This window comes from Litoreibacter ascidiaceicola, assembly GCF_900129235.1.
GTDB lineage: Bacteria > Pseudomonadota > Alphaproteobacteria > Rhodobacterales > Rhodobacteraceae > Litoreibacter > Litoreibacter ascidiaceicola.
In genome coordinates, this window is record NZ_FQUV01000004.1 from 271,854 (window position 1) to 286,458 (window position 14,605).

General features: G+C 59.8%; 14 protein-coding genes. 6 read left to right on the plus strand and 8 right to left on the minus strand.

Going from position 1 to position 14,605, the window contains the following annotated elements:
* Positions 1–112: 112 nt before the first annotated feature.
* Positions 113–1,687: a bifunctional metallophosphatase/5'-nucleotidase gene (locus tag BUB72_RS10230; protein WP_073143566.1), complete on the plus strand. Its 1,575-nt coding sequence runs from the start codon at positions 113–115 to the stop codon at positions 1,685–1,687.
* A 144-nt stretch (positions 1,688–1,831) separates the two neighbouring features.
* Here the strand turns inward: BUB72_RS10230 and BUB72_RS10235 are convergent, their stop codons facing one another.
* The 6 genes from BUB72_RS10235 to BUB72_RS10260 form a co-directional block, all read right to left on the minus strand.
* Positions 1,832–2,260, minus strand: a complete 429-nt coding sequence (locus BUB72_RS10235; protein WP_139250656.1) for a cupredoxin domain-containing protein — start codon at positions 2,258–2,260, stop codon at positions 1,832–1,834.
* Positions 2,261–2,437: 177 nt separating this feature from the next.
* Positions 2,438–3,526 (minus strand): mandelate racemase/muconate lactonizing enzyme family protein, encoded by a 1,089-nt coding sequence (locus BUB72_RS10240; protein ID WP_073143571.1) that lies wholly within the window; start codon positions 3,524–3,526, stop codon positions 2,438–2,440.
* Positions 3,523–4,479: a 2-hydroxyacid dehydrogenase gene (locus tag BUB72_RS10245; protein WP_073143573.1), complete on the minus strand. Its 957-nt coding sequence runs from the start codon at positions 4,477–4,479 to the stop codon at positions 3,523–3,525. The genes BUB72_RS10240 and BUB72_RS10245 overlap by 4 nt, the downstream gene beginning before the upstream one ends.
* Positions 4,476–5,324 carry a fumarylacetoacetate hydrolase family protein gene (locus tag BUB72_RS10250; RefSeq protein WP_073143576.1) on the minus strand — a complete coding sequence of 283 codons (849 nt, stop codon included), beginning with the start codon at positions 5,322–5,324 and terminating at the stop codon, positions 4,476–4,478. The genes BUB72_RS10245 and BUB72_RS10250 overlap by 4 nt, the downstream gene beginning before the upstream one ends.
* A gap of 11 nt (positions 5,325–5,335) precedes the next feature.
* On the minus strand, positions 5,336–7,123 hold the full coding sequence (locus BUB72_RS10255; protein ID WP_073143578.1) for an IlvD/Edd family dehydratase: 1,788 nt from the start codon (positions 7,121–7,123) through the stop codon (positions 5,336–5,338).
* 84 nt (positions 7,124–7,207) lie between these two features.
* On the minus strand, positions 7,208–7,957 hold the full coding sequence (locus tag BUB72_RS10260) for an SDR family oxidoreductase (protein ID WP_073143580.1): 750 nt from the start codon (positions 7,955–7,957) through the stop codon (positions 7,208–7,210).
* Positions 7,958–8,126: 169 nt separating this feature from the next.
* Between BUB72_RS10260 and BUB72_RS10265 the strand changes: the two genes are divergently transcribed.
* Together BUB72_RS10265 and denD are read left to right on the plus strand one after the other, a co-directional pair.
* Entirely contained in the window at positions 8,127–9,011 is an 885-nt protein-coding gene (locus tag BUB72_RS10265; RefSeq protein WP_073143582.1) for an NAD(P)-dependent oxidoreductase, read from the plus strand.
* Positions 9,008–9,979, plus strand: a complete 972-nt coding sequence (denD, locus tag BUB72_RS10270; RefSeq protein WP_073143584.1) for a D-erythronate dehydrogenase — start codon at positions 9,008–9,010, stop codon at positions 9,977–9,979. Before BUB72_RS10265 ends, denD begins: the two co-directional genes overlap by 4 nt.
* Positions 9,980–9,991: 12 nt before the next feature.
* Here the strand turns inward: denD and BUB72_RS10275 are convergent, their stop codons facing one another.
* Positions 9,992–10,651: a GntR family transcriptional regulator gene (locus tag BUB72_RS10275; RefSeq protein ID WP_245814795.1), complete on the minus strand. Its 660-nt coding sequence runs from the start codon at positions 10,649–10,651 to the stop codon at positions 9,992–9,994.
* 25 nt (positions 10,652–10,676) lie between these two features.
* Positions 10,677–10,841, minus strand: coding sequence for a hypothetical protein (locus tag BUB72_RS18825; protein WP_175549148.1), 165 nt, complete (start codon positions 10,839–10,841; stop codon positions 10,677–10,679).
* Between the two features lie 61 nt (positions 10,842–10,902).
* On the opposite strand from BUB72_RS18825, the gene BUB72_RS10280 reads away from it, so the two are divergent.
* From BUB72_RS10280 to BUB72_RS10290, 3 genes are all read left to right on the plus strand, one after another.
* Positions 10,903–11,928, plus strand: a complete 1,026-nt coding sequence (locus BUB72_RS10280; RefSeq protein ID WP_073143586.1) for a TRAP transporter substrate-binding protein — start codon at positions 10,903–10,905, stop codon at positions 11,926–11,928.
* A 146-nt stretch (positions 11,929–12,074) separates the two neighbouring features.
* Positions 12,075–12,980 (plus strand): TRAP transporter small permease subunit, encoded by a 906-nt coding sequence (locus tag BUB72_RS10285; RefSeq protein WP_083588630.1) that lies wholly within the window; start codon positions 12,075–12,077, stop codon positions 12,978–12,980.
* Entirely contained in the window at positions 12,980–14,605 is a 1,626-nt protein-coding gene (locus BUB72_RS10290) for a TRAP transporter large permease (RefSeq protein ID WP_073143588.1), read from the plus strand. Before BUB72_RS10285 ends, BUB72_RS10290 begins: the two co-directional genes overlap by 1 nt.

The window sequence follows — 14,605 nt, forward strand, 5'->3', positions numbered from 1 at the left end:
CAAGTCATAGACCTGTCATAAGGTGACGTTACGCCAACTCGCGACGGGGCTTTGACTCCGGCAATTAATAGCGCCACTCTATCGGCAGATATCCAATTGGGGGACCATCCAAATGCTTAAGACCCTTCTCACCAGTGCTGCAGCCCTGACCCTGACTTCAGGGATTGCTGCAGCCGACTATTCGCTCACCATCCTGCACACCAACGACTTCCACGCGCGGTTCGAGCCGATCAGCAAATACGATTCAGGCTGCTCTGCCGAGGACAATACCGAGGGCAAATGCTTCGGTGGTTGGGCCCGTTTGGTCAATGCCGTGAAGGACGCGCGGTCGCGCTCCAACAACTCCATCCTTGTGGATGGCGGCGACCAGTTCCAAGGCACGCTGTTTTATACCTACTATAAAGGCAAGGTCGCGGCCGAGATGATGAACGGCCTCGAATATGACGGCATGACCGTTGGCAACCATGAATTCGACGACGGCCCTGAAGTTCTGGCCGGCTTCATGGATTCGGTGGGCTTTCCGGTTCTGATGTCCAACGCGGACGTTTCGGGAGAGCCTGCGCTGGCCGACAAGCTGATGAAATCCACGACCATCGAGCGCGGCGGCGAGAAAATCGGCCTGATCGGCCTGACACCGCAGGACACGCCCGATCTGGCGTCCCCCGGCAAGAATATCATCTTCACTGACCCATCCGAAGCGGTGCAGGGTGAGGTCGACAAGCTGACCGCCGAGGGCGTGAACAAGATCATCGTACTCAGCCACTCCGGCTTCGTGGTCGACAAGCTGGTCGCAGCCAACACCACCGGCGTTGACGTCATCGTCGGCGGTCACTCCAACACGCTGCTGTCCAACACCCAAGAGCGTGCGGTCGACATCTATCCTGTCATGGTCAACGACACAGCCATCGTACAGGCCTACGCATACGGCAAATTCTTGGGCGAGTTGAACGTCACCTTCGACGATAACGGCAAAATCACCGAAGCCAAGGGCGAGCCGATCCTGATCGACGGCCAGGTGGTCGAAGACGCGGCTATCGTGTCGCGCATCGGTGAGTTGGCCGCGCCGCTGGACGAAATCCGCAACAAGGTCGTTGCCGAGGCTGCTGATACCCTCAACGGCGACCGCGACGTCTGCCGTGTCGAGGAATGCTCGATGGGCAACCTGATCGCCGACGCCATGCTGGCCCGCGTGAAGAACCAGGGTGTGAGCATCGCAATCGCCAACTCCGGCGGGATCCGCTCCTCGATCGACGCAGGCGAAGTGACAATGGGCGAGGTGTTGACCGTGCTGCCGTTCCAGAACACGCTATCGACCTTCGAGGTGTCGGGCCAAACCGTCATCGACGCATTGGAAAATGGTGTGAGTCAGGTTGAGGAGGTCAAAGGCCGCTTCCCTCAAGTGGCAGGGCTGCAGTTCAGCTGGGATCCATCCGTGGCCCCGAACGAGGGCCGCATTCAGGACGTATCGGTGAAGGACGGTGACGCATGGGTCGCGATTGACCCTGCTGCGACCTACAAGCTGGTCTCCAACAACTTCGTGCGCGGCGGGGGCGACGGCTTCAGCATGTTCACCACAGCGGACAACGCCTATGATTTCGGGCCTGACGTGGCGGATGTGTTGGCGGAATACATGGCGGCCAACGGCCCTGTGGCACCGTATACGGACGGACGTATCGTTAAGAAGTAACTTCTAAACGGAGGCCGCGCGGGGACGACCGCGCGGCCTTTCTTATGCATCACTTCCGCAATGAGCACGCCGAAATGTAAAAGGCCCTGCCGTTCCCGGCAGGGCCTTTTCTCATTCCAGAGTGGTTAAACCAATCAGACTTGATTAGTTCTGGCCGTCGTTGCTGCCATCGCCAGCGCCGGACAGCTCGAAGCACTCAGGGGCTTCGCCGGTCTCTACGGACCCGAACGCGCCTTTATATCCCTCGTTATAAGTCGATTTGAAGCACAAGAACATGTCTGCGCCGACAGTGACTTCTGCAACGGCTCCGGGTTGGATCGGGCCGGTTGTCCAGCTGCCGTCAATCGCGGTGGCGTCATGCACGGTGTCTTCCTCGTTGCGGATGGTGATCACTTCACCAGCGCTCGCCAAGATCATCGGAGGAAAGAAAACGCCGCCTTTGATGTCAACACGGCGCTCGTCCAATTGGGCACCAAGGCCGGAAGAGTCGTCGCCGTTAAGTCCGGTTGCGCCGGCAATGCCAGCAGTCAGTGCAAGCGCACATGCGGCGCAGCTCATTACTATTTTACGCATCGTTCAATTCCTCACGGGTTACTTTGCGGCGGGTCTCACGCCAAATATCTGGGAATAGTTAGTGCAAAAAGAATTAGGCAATTCTGGGGCATCGGGGGCCGGATATGGAAACAGCGCGTTGCCAAATCAGGGACAACGACGGGGGGCTTGTGCCGCGTCAGATCGCGGCGCCGTCGCTTACTTTTGCTCAAATGGAGTCAGTTGGTCCCAGTCGAAGACCACTCCGGTCCCAGCGGTGTTCGGTGCCACCGCCATGTGGTCCTCGATCACAACCGGTCGAGTTGTGTAGCGCTCGATCGGGAACGAGTGCATCTCGATCCAGCCCGCATCGGGTTGGGCCGCCACAAGGCTCACATGTAGTTCCTGCATCCCGTGCGAGCAGGGGGATATCCCGTGTTCGTGGCACAGTGCGGCCACTTGCAGCCATCCGGTGACCCCGCCGCAGTTCGACGCGTCAGGTTGCAGATAGGTCAACTTGGCATCGGCCACCGCATATTCGAACTCGTGGATCGTATGAAGGTTCTCTCCCATCGCAAGGGGCATACCTGTCGCCTCCGCAATGCGACCAAAGCCTTTGTAATCATCGGGGATAGTCGGCTCTTCGAACCACATCAGATCGAACGGCTTGAACGCATTGGCCGCCTCGATCGCCTGATCGACGCTCATTGAATAATTGGCGTCCACCGCAAAAGCCACATCCGGCCCGATCATCTTCCGAACAGCCGCGATGCGTTCAATATCCTCGGCCAATGTCGGCTGCCCGATCTTGATCTTCACTCCGTTCAACCCGCGGTCCAGAAACACCTGTAAACTGTCCAGCAGTTTGGGCAGCGCAAACCCCAGATCAATCCCGCCGCCATAGGCCCGGCATCTATCCGACGCGCCACCGGCCATTTTCCACAATGGCTCGCCACGCGATTTGCCCCGCAAATCCCACAGCGCAATGTCCACCGCAGAAATGGCGAAAGAGGCGATCCCGCCCCGCGCCACGTAATGCACGTGCCACTGCATGGCGTCATACAACGCTTCAACGTCGCGCGCATCTTGGCCAACCAGAAACGGGGTCAGGTCGTCGCGGATCATCGCGGCAATCGCGGTGCCGCCTTTTCCGCCCGTGTAAGTATAGCCCGTCCCTTCGGAACCATCTTCCAGCCGCACCGTCGTGGTGATCAGTTGGAAAAAATGGTGATCGCCATGCTTGGCATCCACCAGCACCTCGTCCAGTGGAACATTAAATAGCCGCGTCTGAACCGAGGTGATTTTCATAGATGCGCGCATTCCGGAACAGGTGTCTTCATCGAGCCGTCGGCCTTCCATTGTAACAGGTTGTCCACCGTCAACGCGCCCATCGCCGCGCGCGTCTCATGCGTGGCGGAGCCTACATGCGGTAACAGCACCGTGCGATCTGACGCTTTCAACGCGTCAGGAATATGCGGCTCCCGCTCGAACACGTCCAAGCCAGCCAGACCCAGCTTGCCGCTGTCCAAGGCCGCAATCAAAGCGTCCTCGTCCACGACCGAGCCGCGCGAGACGTTGATCAACATGCCCTTTGGCCCCAGAGCTTCCAGCACATCTTTGTTCACGATCTTGCTGGTCGACGGCCCACCCGGCGTGATGCACACCAACACGTCGCAAGCTTTCGCCATCTCCACCAGATCGGCGTAATACTTATACGGCACGTCTTTCTTGGTCCGTGTGTGGTACACGATGGTCGGGTTGAACACCGACAAGCGGTCGGCAATCTCCTGCCCAATGCGGCCCAGCCCTAAAATCCCGATGGTCTTGCCATCGGGCGAGTTCGACAACGGCGCGTTGCCCTTGGCCTCCCAATCCCCCGAGCGCGCCCACGCCTCGTCATGGCGGAAGTTGCGCAAACCTGCGAGCAGCAGCAGCAAGGTGGTATTCGCCACCTCGCCATTCAGCACGTTCGGCGTATGCGACACCTTGATGCCCCGCGCCACACAGGCATCCGTGTCCACCGCGTCATAGCCGACGCCATAGCCGGACACTGCTTTCAGATTTGGCAACGCCGCCATAACCGCAGGCGGAACCCCGTCATGGCCGTTCGTCATCACCGCCTCAACCGAGGCACCATGTTCACTTGCCCACGCATCCATATCCGAAATCTCGGAGAACTCGTGGATGGTGAATTCCGGCGTCAGGCGCGACATCATCTTCTCCGTCGCACCGCCAATTTTTAACAGGCCGGGGTTGCTCATGCGTCTTCGCCCACGGACTGGCGCTGCGTCCCAAGGCCTTCAATGGTCAACTCCATTACGTCACCTTTCTTGAGGTAAACCGGCTCCGGCTTGATCCCCATGCCCACACCCGGAGGAGTGCCGGTGGTGATCACATCGCCCGGATGCAGGGTCATCAGGCCAGACAAATGCTCGATGATCTGCGCTACGGTAAAGATCATCGTATTGGTGTTACCGGTCTGCATGCGCTTGCCATTCACGTCCAAAGACATGGCAAGGTTCTGCACGTCGCCAACTTCGTCCTTGGTCACCAGCCACGGGCCGGTCGGCCCGAAGGTGTCGCAGGATTTGCCCTTGGTCCATTGGCCGGTCAGTTGTGTCTGGAAATGCCGCTCGGAGACGTCATTGATCACGCAATAGCCCGCCACATAGTCCAGCGCGTCGGCTTCGGAGACGTATTTGCATTCCTTGCCGATCACCACACCCAGCTCGACCTCCCAGTCGGTATGGGTCGACCCGCGCGGCATCATCACGTCGTCGTAAGGCCCCACAATGGCAGAATTGGCTTTGAAGAACAGGATTGGATGCTCGGGGATAGCTGCACCCGTTTCAGCCGCGTGATCCGAGTAGTTCAGGCCGATACACAGGAACTTGCCGATGTTCCCGACGCAAGGGCCAATACGCGGGTTGCCTTCTACAACAGGCAGGTGATCAACATTTAGTTCACTCAACGCATGCAGCACCGCGTCGCCCAAATGCGCGCCGTCAATGTCCTTCACATGCGCGCTCAAATCTCGCAGCACACCGTCTGCGTCAATCATCCCGGGCTTCTCTTCGCCCACATCTCCGTAGCGTACTAGTTTCATCTTAAATCTCCCTAATGGTTGTCACGCGGCATATATTTGCGCGCGATGTCTTGGTATTTGGTGGCACCCTCCAGCGTCATCCCTTCCGAGAACGGACGCACCATGGCGCGGAAAATCTCCTGCCACGGGGTCTGGCTGTCCGGCACCGCGATGGAGCCGTTCACCAGTTTCTCGGCGCGTGCTTTCAGCTCGGAATCGTCGACCAGCATGTCAGCGGTGCATTTGCGCAGGTCGATCCGAACACGGTCGCCGGTTTTCACCAAGGCCAAACCGCCACCATCCGCCGCCTCGGGCGATGCGTTCAGGATCGACGGCGACCCAGATGTCCCCGATTGCCGCCCGTCGCCCACGCAGGGCAGGGCATGAATACCCTTTTTCAGCAGATAGGCCGGAGGCCGCATGTTCACGACCTCCGCACCGCCCGGATACCCTTTCGGCCCCGCGCCGCGCATGATCAGAATGCAATGCTCGTCAATTGCAAGGCTCTCGTCGTCGATCTTGTGGTGGAAATCCTCCGGCCCGTCGAACACAATCGCGCGGCCCTCGAAGGCGTCAGGGTCGTCGGGGTTTGACAGATACCGCGTGCGGAATTCCTCAGAAATCACGCTGGTCTTCATGATAGCTGAATCGAACAGGTTGCCTTTCAGGTTGATAAAGCCCGCATCTTTCAACATCGGCGCATCAATCGAGTAAATCACGTCGTCATTGCCCGTCAGAACCCCATCGCAGTTCTCGGCCATGGTCTTGCCATTGGCAGTCACCGCGTCCGGATGTGGCAACAACCCCGCCTTCAGCAACTCACCGATCACCGCAGGCACGCCGCCCGCACGATGGTAATCCTCGCCCAGATACTTGCCCGCCGGTTGCAGGTTTACCAACAGCGGGACCTTGTGGCCGATGCCCTGCCAGTCGTCATTTGTTAGCTCGATGCCTAAGTGTTTTGCCACCCCGTTCAGATGGATCGGCGCGTTGGTCGACCCCCCAATGGCCGAGTTGATAACAATAGCGTTTTCAAAGGCTTCTCGGGTCATGATGTCAGATGGCCTTAAGTCCTCATGCACCATTTCCACAATCCGCTGACCGGTGTGGTAGCTGATCTGCCCGCGCTCGCGATAGGGCGCAGGGATCGCCGCCGCCCCCGGCAATTGCATCCCCAAGCCTTCTGCCAAGGAGTTCATCGTGGTGGCCGTGCCCATGGTGTTGCAATAGCCAACCGACGGCGTCGAGGACGCCACCAGATCCATAAACCCGTCATCGTCGATCTCGCCTGCCGCTTGCATCTCGCGGGCCTTCCACACGATCGTGCCGGAGCCGGTCCGCTCGCCATTAAACCAGCCGTTCAGCATCGGCCCCACGCTCAGGGCAACCGCCGGAATGTTCACCGTCGCCGCCGCCATCAAAAGCGCGGGCGTGGTCTTGTCGCAGCCGATATTCAGCACGACACCGTCGATCGGGTAGCCGAACAGCGTCTCCACCAAAGACAGATACGCCAGATTTCGGTCCAGCATTGCGGTGGGCCGCTTGCCGGTCTCCTGAATAGGATGCACGGGTATCTCGATCACAGTCCCGCCCGCCGCAATCACCCCGTCGCGAACCCGTTTGGTCAGCTCGATATGGTGCCGGTTGCACGGGCTCAAATCCGATCCGGTCTGCGCAATCCCGATAATCGGCTTGCCCGATTGCAGCTCCTCTCGGGTCAGCCCGTAATTCAGATACCGCTCCAGATAAAGTGCGGTCATTTCCTGGTTGTCAGGGTTGTTGAACCACTTCTGCGATCTTAGCTTTGACTTATCCGCCATCTTCACATCCCGTTAAGGTTAACGCGCGCCGCCAGAAGCAACACCCTTGTTTCCATTTGGTCACAAATACTCAAACTCCCGACCTCAGCCAGACCATCCGCCGTCAATGATATGCGGCTGACCTGTCGTGAACCCGCTCTCGTCGCTGGCCAGATACACGACCAGCGCTGCAATTTCGTCGGCAGTCGCGATCCGGCCCATCGGCTGACGCGCCACAAACTGCTTCTTGGCTTCTTCATAGCCGCCGACCTGCTTGCCCAACGCGTGCAGGCGCTCCTCCAAAGACGGGCTTTCCACCGTGCCGGGGCAAATGCAATTGCACCGGATGCCCTTGGTGATGTAGTCGACGGCCACCGACTTGGTCATCCCGATCACCGCCGCTTTTGTGGTGCCATAAATGAACCGGTTCGGGGCTCCGATGATCGAGGAGCAAGCGCTCGACATATTCACGATCGAGCCGCCACCGCGCTCCAGCATGCCCGGCAGCGCCGCCTGCATCATCCGCCACATCGACCGCACATTCAAATCGAACGCGAAGTCCCATTCCGCATCGGTGGCATCCAGTGCGGTGCCGTGATGCACGAACCCTGCGCAGTTGAATAATATGTCAGGATTTACCTTCGCCACACCGTCTTTCACCGAGTCCGCGTCCCGGACATCCAGCACGAAAGTCTCGATGTTTTCGTGGGCCAGACCGGCCAGCGCTTCGGCATTCACATCGGTGGCAAATACCTTCGCGCCCTCATTGGCCATGGCCAAAGCCGAGGCGCGACCGATACCCTGCGCAGCGGCCGTTATAATTGCCCGCTTTCCGATAAGTCTAAGTTTTGACACGGAAAATCCCTTCTGAAATGACAAGTTGTGATGCAGCGCCCGGAGCAGACGGGCGGCACGACTCGCCAATGCCTAGAATTAAATCCGGACCGCTTCAATGCTTTTCACACGCGAAGCCTTGGCTTAGTGTTACCGCAAACAGCCATCCAAAGCCTGAACGGGGAACTCAATGCAAGACCACAAAATCGCGCTACTTGGCACCGGACTGATGGGCGCTCCCATGGCGCGCAATATTGCAAAAGCGGGCTTCCCGCTGGCCGTCTGGAACCGCTCCCGCAGCAAGGCCGAACCGCTCGCGGAGGCGGGGGCGACCGTGCACGATACGGTCACCGGTGCGGTGGCCGATGCGGATGTCGTCATCACCATGCTGTCGGACGGCATTGCGGTCGGCAGCCTCGTCACCGACGCCGCCGTCACCGGTGCCATGAAGCCGGGCGCGCTCTGGATCGACATGTCCTCCACCAAGCCCGAAGAGGCGCGCACGCAGGCCGCACATTTGGCCGGTCTTGGGTTCCAGCATCTTGACGCTCCCGTCTCAGGTGGCACCAAGGGCGCGGAGGCAGGCACGCTGGCGATCATGGCAGGCGGCGATGCGGACGCCTTCGACCGCGCCACGCCAGTTCTGAAGGCCATGGGTCGCCCCGTCCATGTCGGCCCCACAGGGTCTGGCCAGCTCTCCAAGCTGGCCAATCAGGCGATCGTGGCGGTCACCATCGCCGCCGTCGCCGAGGCGATGTTGCTCGTCCAAAGAGGTGGTGCTGATCCCGCCGCCGTGCGCGCCGCGCTCAAAGGCGGCTTCGCCGACAGCACCATTCTGCAACAGCATGGCGAGCGGATGACAGAAGGCAATTTCGTCCCCGGCGGCCTGTCCAAATTCCAGCTCAAGGATCTCGACAACCTGCTCAATGAAAGCGGCCAGTTGAGCCTGACACTGCCCACAGCCGAGATGACCCGCGACCGCTTCGCTGATTTCGTCGAGAACATGGACGGCGCGGACAAGGACCATTCCGGCCTCTACCTCGAGCTTCTCAAGCGCAACGGGGTGACAGCATGAGGGCCCTCATCCTTGGTGGCGGCGGCATGGTCGGCCAGAAACTGGCCCGTCACATCGCGGCAAACGGATTGAACGGCCAACCGGTCGACATCACTTTGCACGACATCGCGTTCCCATCGGACCCCGTCGCGGGGGCCGCACAGATCAAAGGCTCCATCGCCGATGCAGGCACGCCCGAAACCCTTGCCAAAACCAAGCCCGATGTGATCTTCCACCTTGCGTCCATCGTGTCGGGGGAGGCCGAGGCCGATTTCACCAAGGGCTGGGCTATCAACATGCACCCGACTTGGGAGTTGCTCGAAGCGCTGCGAGCGGAGCATGAGGCGGACCCAAGCTACCGCCCCCGCATCGTCTTCACCTCGTCCATCGCAGTGTTTGGCGGGCCGTATCCCGACAAGATCAGCGACGATTTCCTGTCCGCACCGCAAACCAGCTATGGCGCGCAAAAGTCGATCTGCGAGACCATGATCTCCGACTTTTCCCGCAAGGGCTTCATCGACGGCATATCCATCCGCCTTCCCACCATCTGCGTGCGCCCCGGTAAACCCAACGCCGCCGCGTCGTCGTTTTTCTCGGGCATTATCCGCGAGCCGCTGAACGGGCAGGAGGCCATTCTGCCCGTGGCCGACACCACGCGCCACTGGCACGCCAGCCCGCGCTCCGCCACGGGGTTCCTGACCCATGCCGCAACGCTGGACACCGATCTGCTACAAAATCGCCGCGCCCTGAACCTGCCGGGTGTCAGCTGCACCGTGGCCGAACAAATCGAGGCGCTGCGCGATCTGGCGGGCAACGACGTGGTGAAGCTGATCAAGCCACAGCCCGATCCGGTGATCCAGAAGATCGTCGAAGGCTGGCCGCGCAATTTCGCACCCGAGCGCGCCCTTGCGTTAGGCTTCAAGGCGGAAAGCAGCTTCAAGGAGATCATTCAGGTCTATCTCGATGACGACCTGAAACGACCAATCTAGGCACGGTCAGCCCTAGCTGATCATGTTGCGCGCAAGGTGGTCGTGGATGTGTTGGCGGCAAAGCGCCTCGTCGCGGGCAAGGGCGGCTTCTAGGATCGCGCGATGCTCCTCGATATTGTCGACATAATAGCCGTAATTGCTGGCGCGGGACACCAGCTGCTGGCGGAACTGGTCGTAGATCGTTTTGTAGGTCTCGCGCAGCAGTGGCGAATTGCAGGCTGAAATCAGCGTGTCATGGAATTCCCATTCGGCGTTCGACCAAAGCGGCAGCACATGCTCGACAGAGCCCGTGCGCCGGACCTCGCCCTCGATATGGCTCAGTTTGTGATGCGCCGCCGAAAGCCGCGCTTCCCATTCGATGTCGCCGTGTTTCATCGACAGGCTAGCGCCTTCCTGCTCCAGCAAAATGCGGAACTGCGTCAGGTCATGCTGGCGCTCACGCGAGGTGCGTCGGGCGCGAAAGCCGCGTTGCTCCTCGAAGGCCACGAGCCCCACGGTGGACAGCCTGAACAGCACCTCGCGGATGGTGTTGGCCGAGCAGCCGTAGGTGTGGCGCAACTCCTCGGATTTCAGCTTCTCGCCATGGTCGAATTGCGCGGTGACCAGTTTTCTGTGAAGGTCGTCATAGATCGCAGGCGTATCCATCTTCGGGACTGTCGCGGTGGTGGTCATCAATGCTCTCCTGCTCGGGGCCGATCTAGCGCAGCTTCGCGGCGAATGCCAGTTGCGCGGTCGGGCTGACCTCAAAGCTATCCCAAATAATTTTGAAATTGCAATAAAATTTCAAAATTTGTGAAAAAATAGAATATTTGTTGGCAGCGCCAGATTCGGTTGCTAGGGTCATTGGACGCAGGGTCAACATTGGGGGAAGACCTCCGTCTGATCCGGAATGCGAAAACAATATATTCGTCTGGGAGGACACCATGAAGATTTTGAACACCGCCGCGAGCTCAGTCGCGGCTTTGGCCCTGCTCGCCACTGGCGCGGTCGCTGAAGGCCACGCGACCACCAAGCTCCGCATCCAAACGCACTACGCTCCGGAATCGATTTCGGGCAAGCTCGCGACCGAGTATGTGGAGAACATCCAAGCCATGTCCGGCGGCGCCATCGAAGTCGAGATGTTCTACGCCTCCTCCGTTGTGAAGTCGGTGGAAACCTTCGACGCGGCTGCATCCGGTATTCTGGATTGCGACATGACAGGCGGCGCCTACCAGACTGGTAAGAACCCTGCCTTCCAGTTCGTGGGCGACATCATGGGCGGCTACGACACGCCTTACCAGCAGTTGTCCTGGCTGTATTACGGCGGCGGTCTGGACGCGGCAGCGCAGCTTTACAACAAATATGACATGGAGCTGATCGGCTGGTGGATTTATGGTCAGGAAAGCTTTGCTTCGACCAAGCCTATCGCCAAGGTCGCGGACTTCAAGAACTGGAAGTTCCGCTCCCCTCCCGGCATGGAAACGAAGATCTTCGAGAAGCTGGGCGCGTCGCCCATCGTGATGGATTTCACCGAGATCTTTACCGCGCTGGAAACCGGCATCATCGACGGTGCGGACGCATCCGGTCTGGCAAACAACAAGTCCATGGGCCTGTATGACATTGCCAAATATGCCAACTTCCCGGGCTTCCACTCCATGCCGTCCGACCACCTTGCTTGTAACAAAGCAGTGTTTGACGCAATGCCGGAAGCACATCAGCGCATCATGAAGGTTGCCATGGAATCGCTGGCTCTGCGCACCGCGCTGACCTTCGAGAAGCTGAACGCCGAATCCGCATCGGAACTGCGCGCAAATGGTGTGACCCTGTCGCGTTGGGGTGACGAAGATATGGCCGAGTTCCGCAAGGCGGCTCAAGCCACATGGCCCGAGTTTGCGACCACGCCGGAAGCCAAAGCGCTGGTTGAAAGCCACATGGGTTACCTGACCCAGCTGGGCCTTGTGTCCGAGTAAGACCAAAACCTTGGGGGAGGTCGCGCGCGCCGCGACCTCCCTCACATTTTGGCCTGACGTTTGATCATTACAATCAAAGTCTCCAATCCACGTCAGTCCAACGGCGTGGCAAGGAGGTCCGTTTCCAAAAACGATAGGGGGGACAGATGAGCGACGCGACACAACACCCGAAATCCGGCAGCCTGATCGAATGGGTCATGCCTTTGGCCTTCATCGCGGCGGCCGCGTGGCTGACATGGCACATGCCGGCCTTCATCCTCGATTTTGGCGGTCCGAACGATCAGCTTTCCGCGCTCTACGCCTCGCTGGACCTGACCCCCAATCTGCACACCCCGCTGACACCCAACGCCGACATCATCGACTGGACCGCCTTGATTTCGGTGCCGATCCTGTTCGTCTTCGGCGCACGCACCGTGCGCCGCGCGCCGATGGAGTTCGAAAGCTGGCGCGCCGCGGACCGCTCCTCGGTCTTCATCGGTCGGGTGACCATGATGCTGGTCGTGCTGCTCACCTCGGTGATGATGTTCGAGGTGGTGCTGCGCTACGTGTTCGAGGCCCCGACGCTGTGGGCCAACGAGCTATCGCTCTGGCTCGCGGGTTTTGTGTTCCTGTGCGCAGGGCTCTACGCCATGCAGCAGCGCAGCCATATCCGCATTTTCCTGCTCTACGATATGATGCCCCGCAGCCTGCAGCGGGTTTGCGACGTGATCTCGACCTTGCTGATCGTCACCTTCACCTTCTTCCTGATCTATGGCGGCTACGGCGAGGCCTTCACCAAGTTCATGCGCTGGGAGACCTTCGGCACGGCCTTCGATCCGCCCATCCCCGCGACGCTGAAACCCATGGTGCTGATCGTGGTGGCATTGGTGGCCGTTCAGGCGGTGGTCAACCTGTTCTCGGACTGGAACGCCGAGCCGGTGATGCACTCCGCCGCCGATGACATCGACGCGGATGAGATCGAGCGCCTGAAAAAGGCCGTCGGCGCCGACGGCATCGGGGACATGGACGTCACCCGAAGCGCGGTTCAACATACAAAGGCAGGGCAAGACTAATGGATATCGGCACAATCTCTCTGGTCCTGATGCTGGGCCTGATGGTCCTGCTGGCCATCGGCATGCCGCTCGGTTTCGCCTCCGCCATCCTCGCCGCACTGGTGCTGGTGATGAAGTTCGAGCCCACTCTGCTCGCCAACCCGTTCACCTTCGGGGACGGAATATTGACGGGCAGACCCGGTTCGGGGCCGCTGAATATTCTGGCGCAGAAAATATATGGGCTTTTAACGGACTATGTCCTCATATCCATCCCGCTGTTCATCTTCATGGCGTCCCTGCTGGAACGCTCCGGCATTGCCAAGGACATGTATTCCTCGCTCAACGTCTGGCTGAACCGCACCCGCGGCGGCATTGCTATCGTCACCTCGATCATGGCCGTGATCATGGCCGCCATGTCGGGCATCATCGGTGGCGAGGTGGTCCTTCTGGGCCTGATCGCGCTGCCGCAAATGCTGCGGCTGGGGTATAACCAGAACCTCGCCATCGGCACGATCTGTGCGTCGGGGTGCCTCGGCACGATGATCCCGCCCTCCATCGTTCTCATCATTTACGGTTTGATTACCGAGACGTCGATCAAGGCGCTGTTCACCGCGTCCTTCCTGCCGGGCTTCATGCTGGCGTCGTTCATCATCATCTACATCATCGTGCGCACCCAGTTGAAACCGGAAGACGCGCCATTACCGGCACCGGTTGAGGGCGAGCCGCGAGGTCGCGAAAAGCTGATGCTGTTCCTCGCCTTCCTGTCGCGCCTCGTATCGGGCTTCTCTGCCTTCTTCATGCTGCGCGTGCTGTTCTTCGAATTCTCCGGCCAGAATGCGGGCAACACCGGTGCGGATATCCGCTTCGGCACCATGGATTACGCGCCATGGTTCGGCGGCGCGGTTCTGATAACGCTGCTGCTGAGCTACTTCGTCTTCGGTCGCGAGCGGTCGCGTCTGGGCTGGAAAATGGGCAAGGGCCTCGTGCCGCCGATCATCATCATCGGCGTGGTTCTGGGCTCCATCTACATGGGTATCACGGGCATCACAGAAGCCGCTGGCATGGGCGCAGTTGCCGTGCTGGTCATGTCCGCTCTGCGCGGCGAGGCATCGTTCGATCTGGTCTGGGACTCGCTGATGCGGACGCTGAAATCCACCGGCACGATCATCTGGGTGACAATCGGTGCCGCGGCCCTCGCAGGGGCCTACACCATCGCGGGTGGTCCGGTCTTCGTGGCGGATCTCGTGGTCGGCTCCGACCTGCCAAGCATGGGCATCATCTTGTTAATGATGCTGATCCTTCTCTTTATGGGCGCGTTCATGGACTGGGTCGGCATCGTGCTGCTGATCATCCCCGTGTTCCTGCCGATCGTGCAGCGCCTGCCCATCGAGGACATCGGTATCTTCGGAGAGCTGAACCCGCGTCACCTGTCCATCTGGTTCGGCGTGGTGTTCTGTATGAACATGCAGGTCAGCTTTCTGTCGCCGCCCTTCGGCCCCGCCGCGTTCTACCTCAAGTCTGTGGCTCCGGCGCATATTTCGCTGACCGACATTTTCAAAGGCTTCCTGCCGTTTATCTGCATCCAGATGGCCGCGCTGTCGGTGCTGCTGATCTGGCCACCCATCGTCTCGATCCTGTTGCCATAG

Excerpts from the sequence above, each read along its gene's own strand:
- BUB72_RS10230 (WP_073143566.1), top strand. The coding sequence starts at position 113 with ATGCTTAAGACCCTTCTCACCAGTGCTGCAGCCCTGACCCTGACTTCA.
- BUB72_RS10235 (WP_139250656.1), bottom strand. The coding sequence starts at position 2,260 with ATGCGTAAAATAGTAATGAGCTGCGCCGCATGTGCGCTTGCACTGACT.
- BUB72_RS10240 (WP_073143571.1), bottom strand. The coding sequence starts at position 3,526 with ATGAAAATCACCTCGGTTCAGACGCGGCTATTTAATGTTCCACTGGAC.
- BUB72_RS10245 (WP_073143573.1), bottom strand. The coding sequence starts at position 4,479 with ATGAGCAACCCCGGCCTGTTAAAAATTGGCGGTGCGACGGAGAAGATG.
- BUB72_RS10250 (WP_073143576.1), bottom strand. The coding sequence starts at position 5,324 with ATGAAACTAGTACGCTACGGAGATGTGGGCGAAGAGAAGCCCGGGATG.
- BUB72_RS10255 (WP_073143578.1), bottom strand. The coding sequence starts at position 7,123 with ATGGCGGATAAGTCAAAGCTAAGATCGCAGAAGTGGTTCAACAACCCT.
- BUB72_RS10265 (WP_073143582.1), top strand. The coding sequence starts at position 8,127 with ATGCAAGACCACAAAATCGCGCTACTTGGCACCGGACTGATGGGCGCT.
- denD (WP_073143584.1), top strand. The coding sequence starts at position 9,008 with ATGAGGGCCCTCATCCTTGGTGGCGGCGGCATGGTCGGCCAGAAACTG.
- BUB72_RS10275 (WP_245814795.1), bottom strand. The coding sequence starts at position 10,651 with ATGACCACCACCGCGACAGTCCCGAAGATGGATACGCCTGCGATCTAT.
- BUB72_RS18825 (WP_175549148.1), bottom strand. The coding sequence starts at position 10,841 with ATGTTGACCCTGCGTCCAATGACCCTAGCAACCGAATCTGGCGCTGCC.
- BUB72_RS10280 (WP_073143586.1), top strand. The coding sequence starts at position 10,903 with ATGAAGATTTTGAACACCGCCGCGAGCTCAGTCGCGGCTTTGGCCCTG.
- BUB72_RS10285 (WP_083588630.1), top strand. The coding sequence starts at position 12,075 with ATGAGCGACGCGACACAACACCCGAAATCCGGCAGCCTGATCGAATGG.
- BUB72_RS10290 (WP_073143588.1), top strand. The coding sequence starts at position 12,980 with ATGGATATCGGCACAATCTCTCTGGTCCTGATGCTGGGCCTGATGGTC.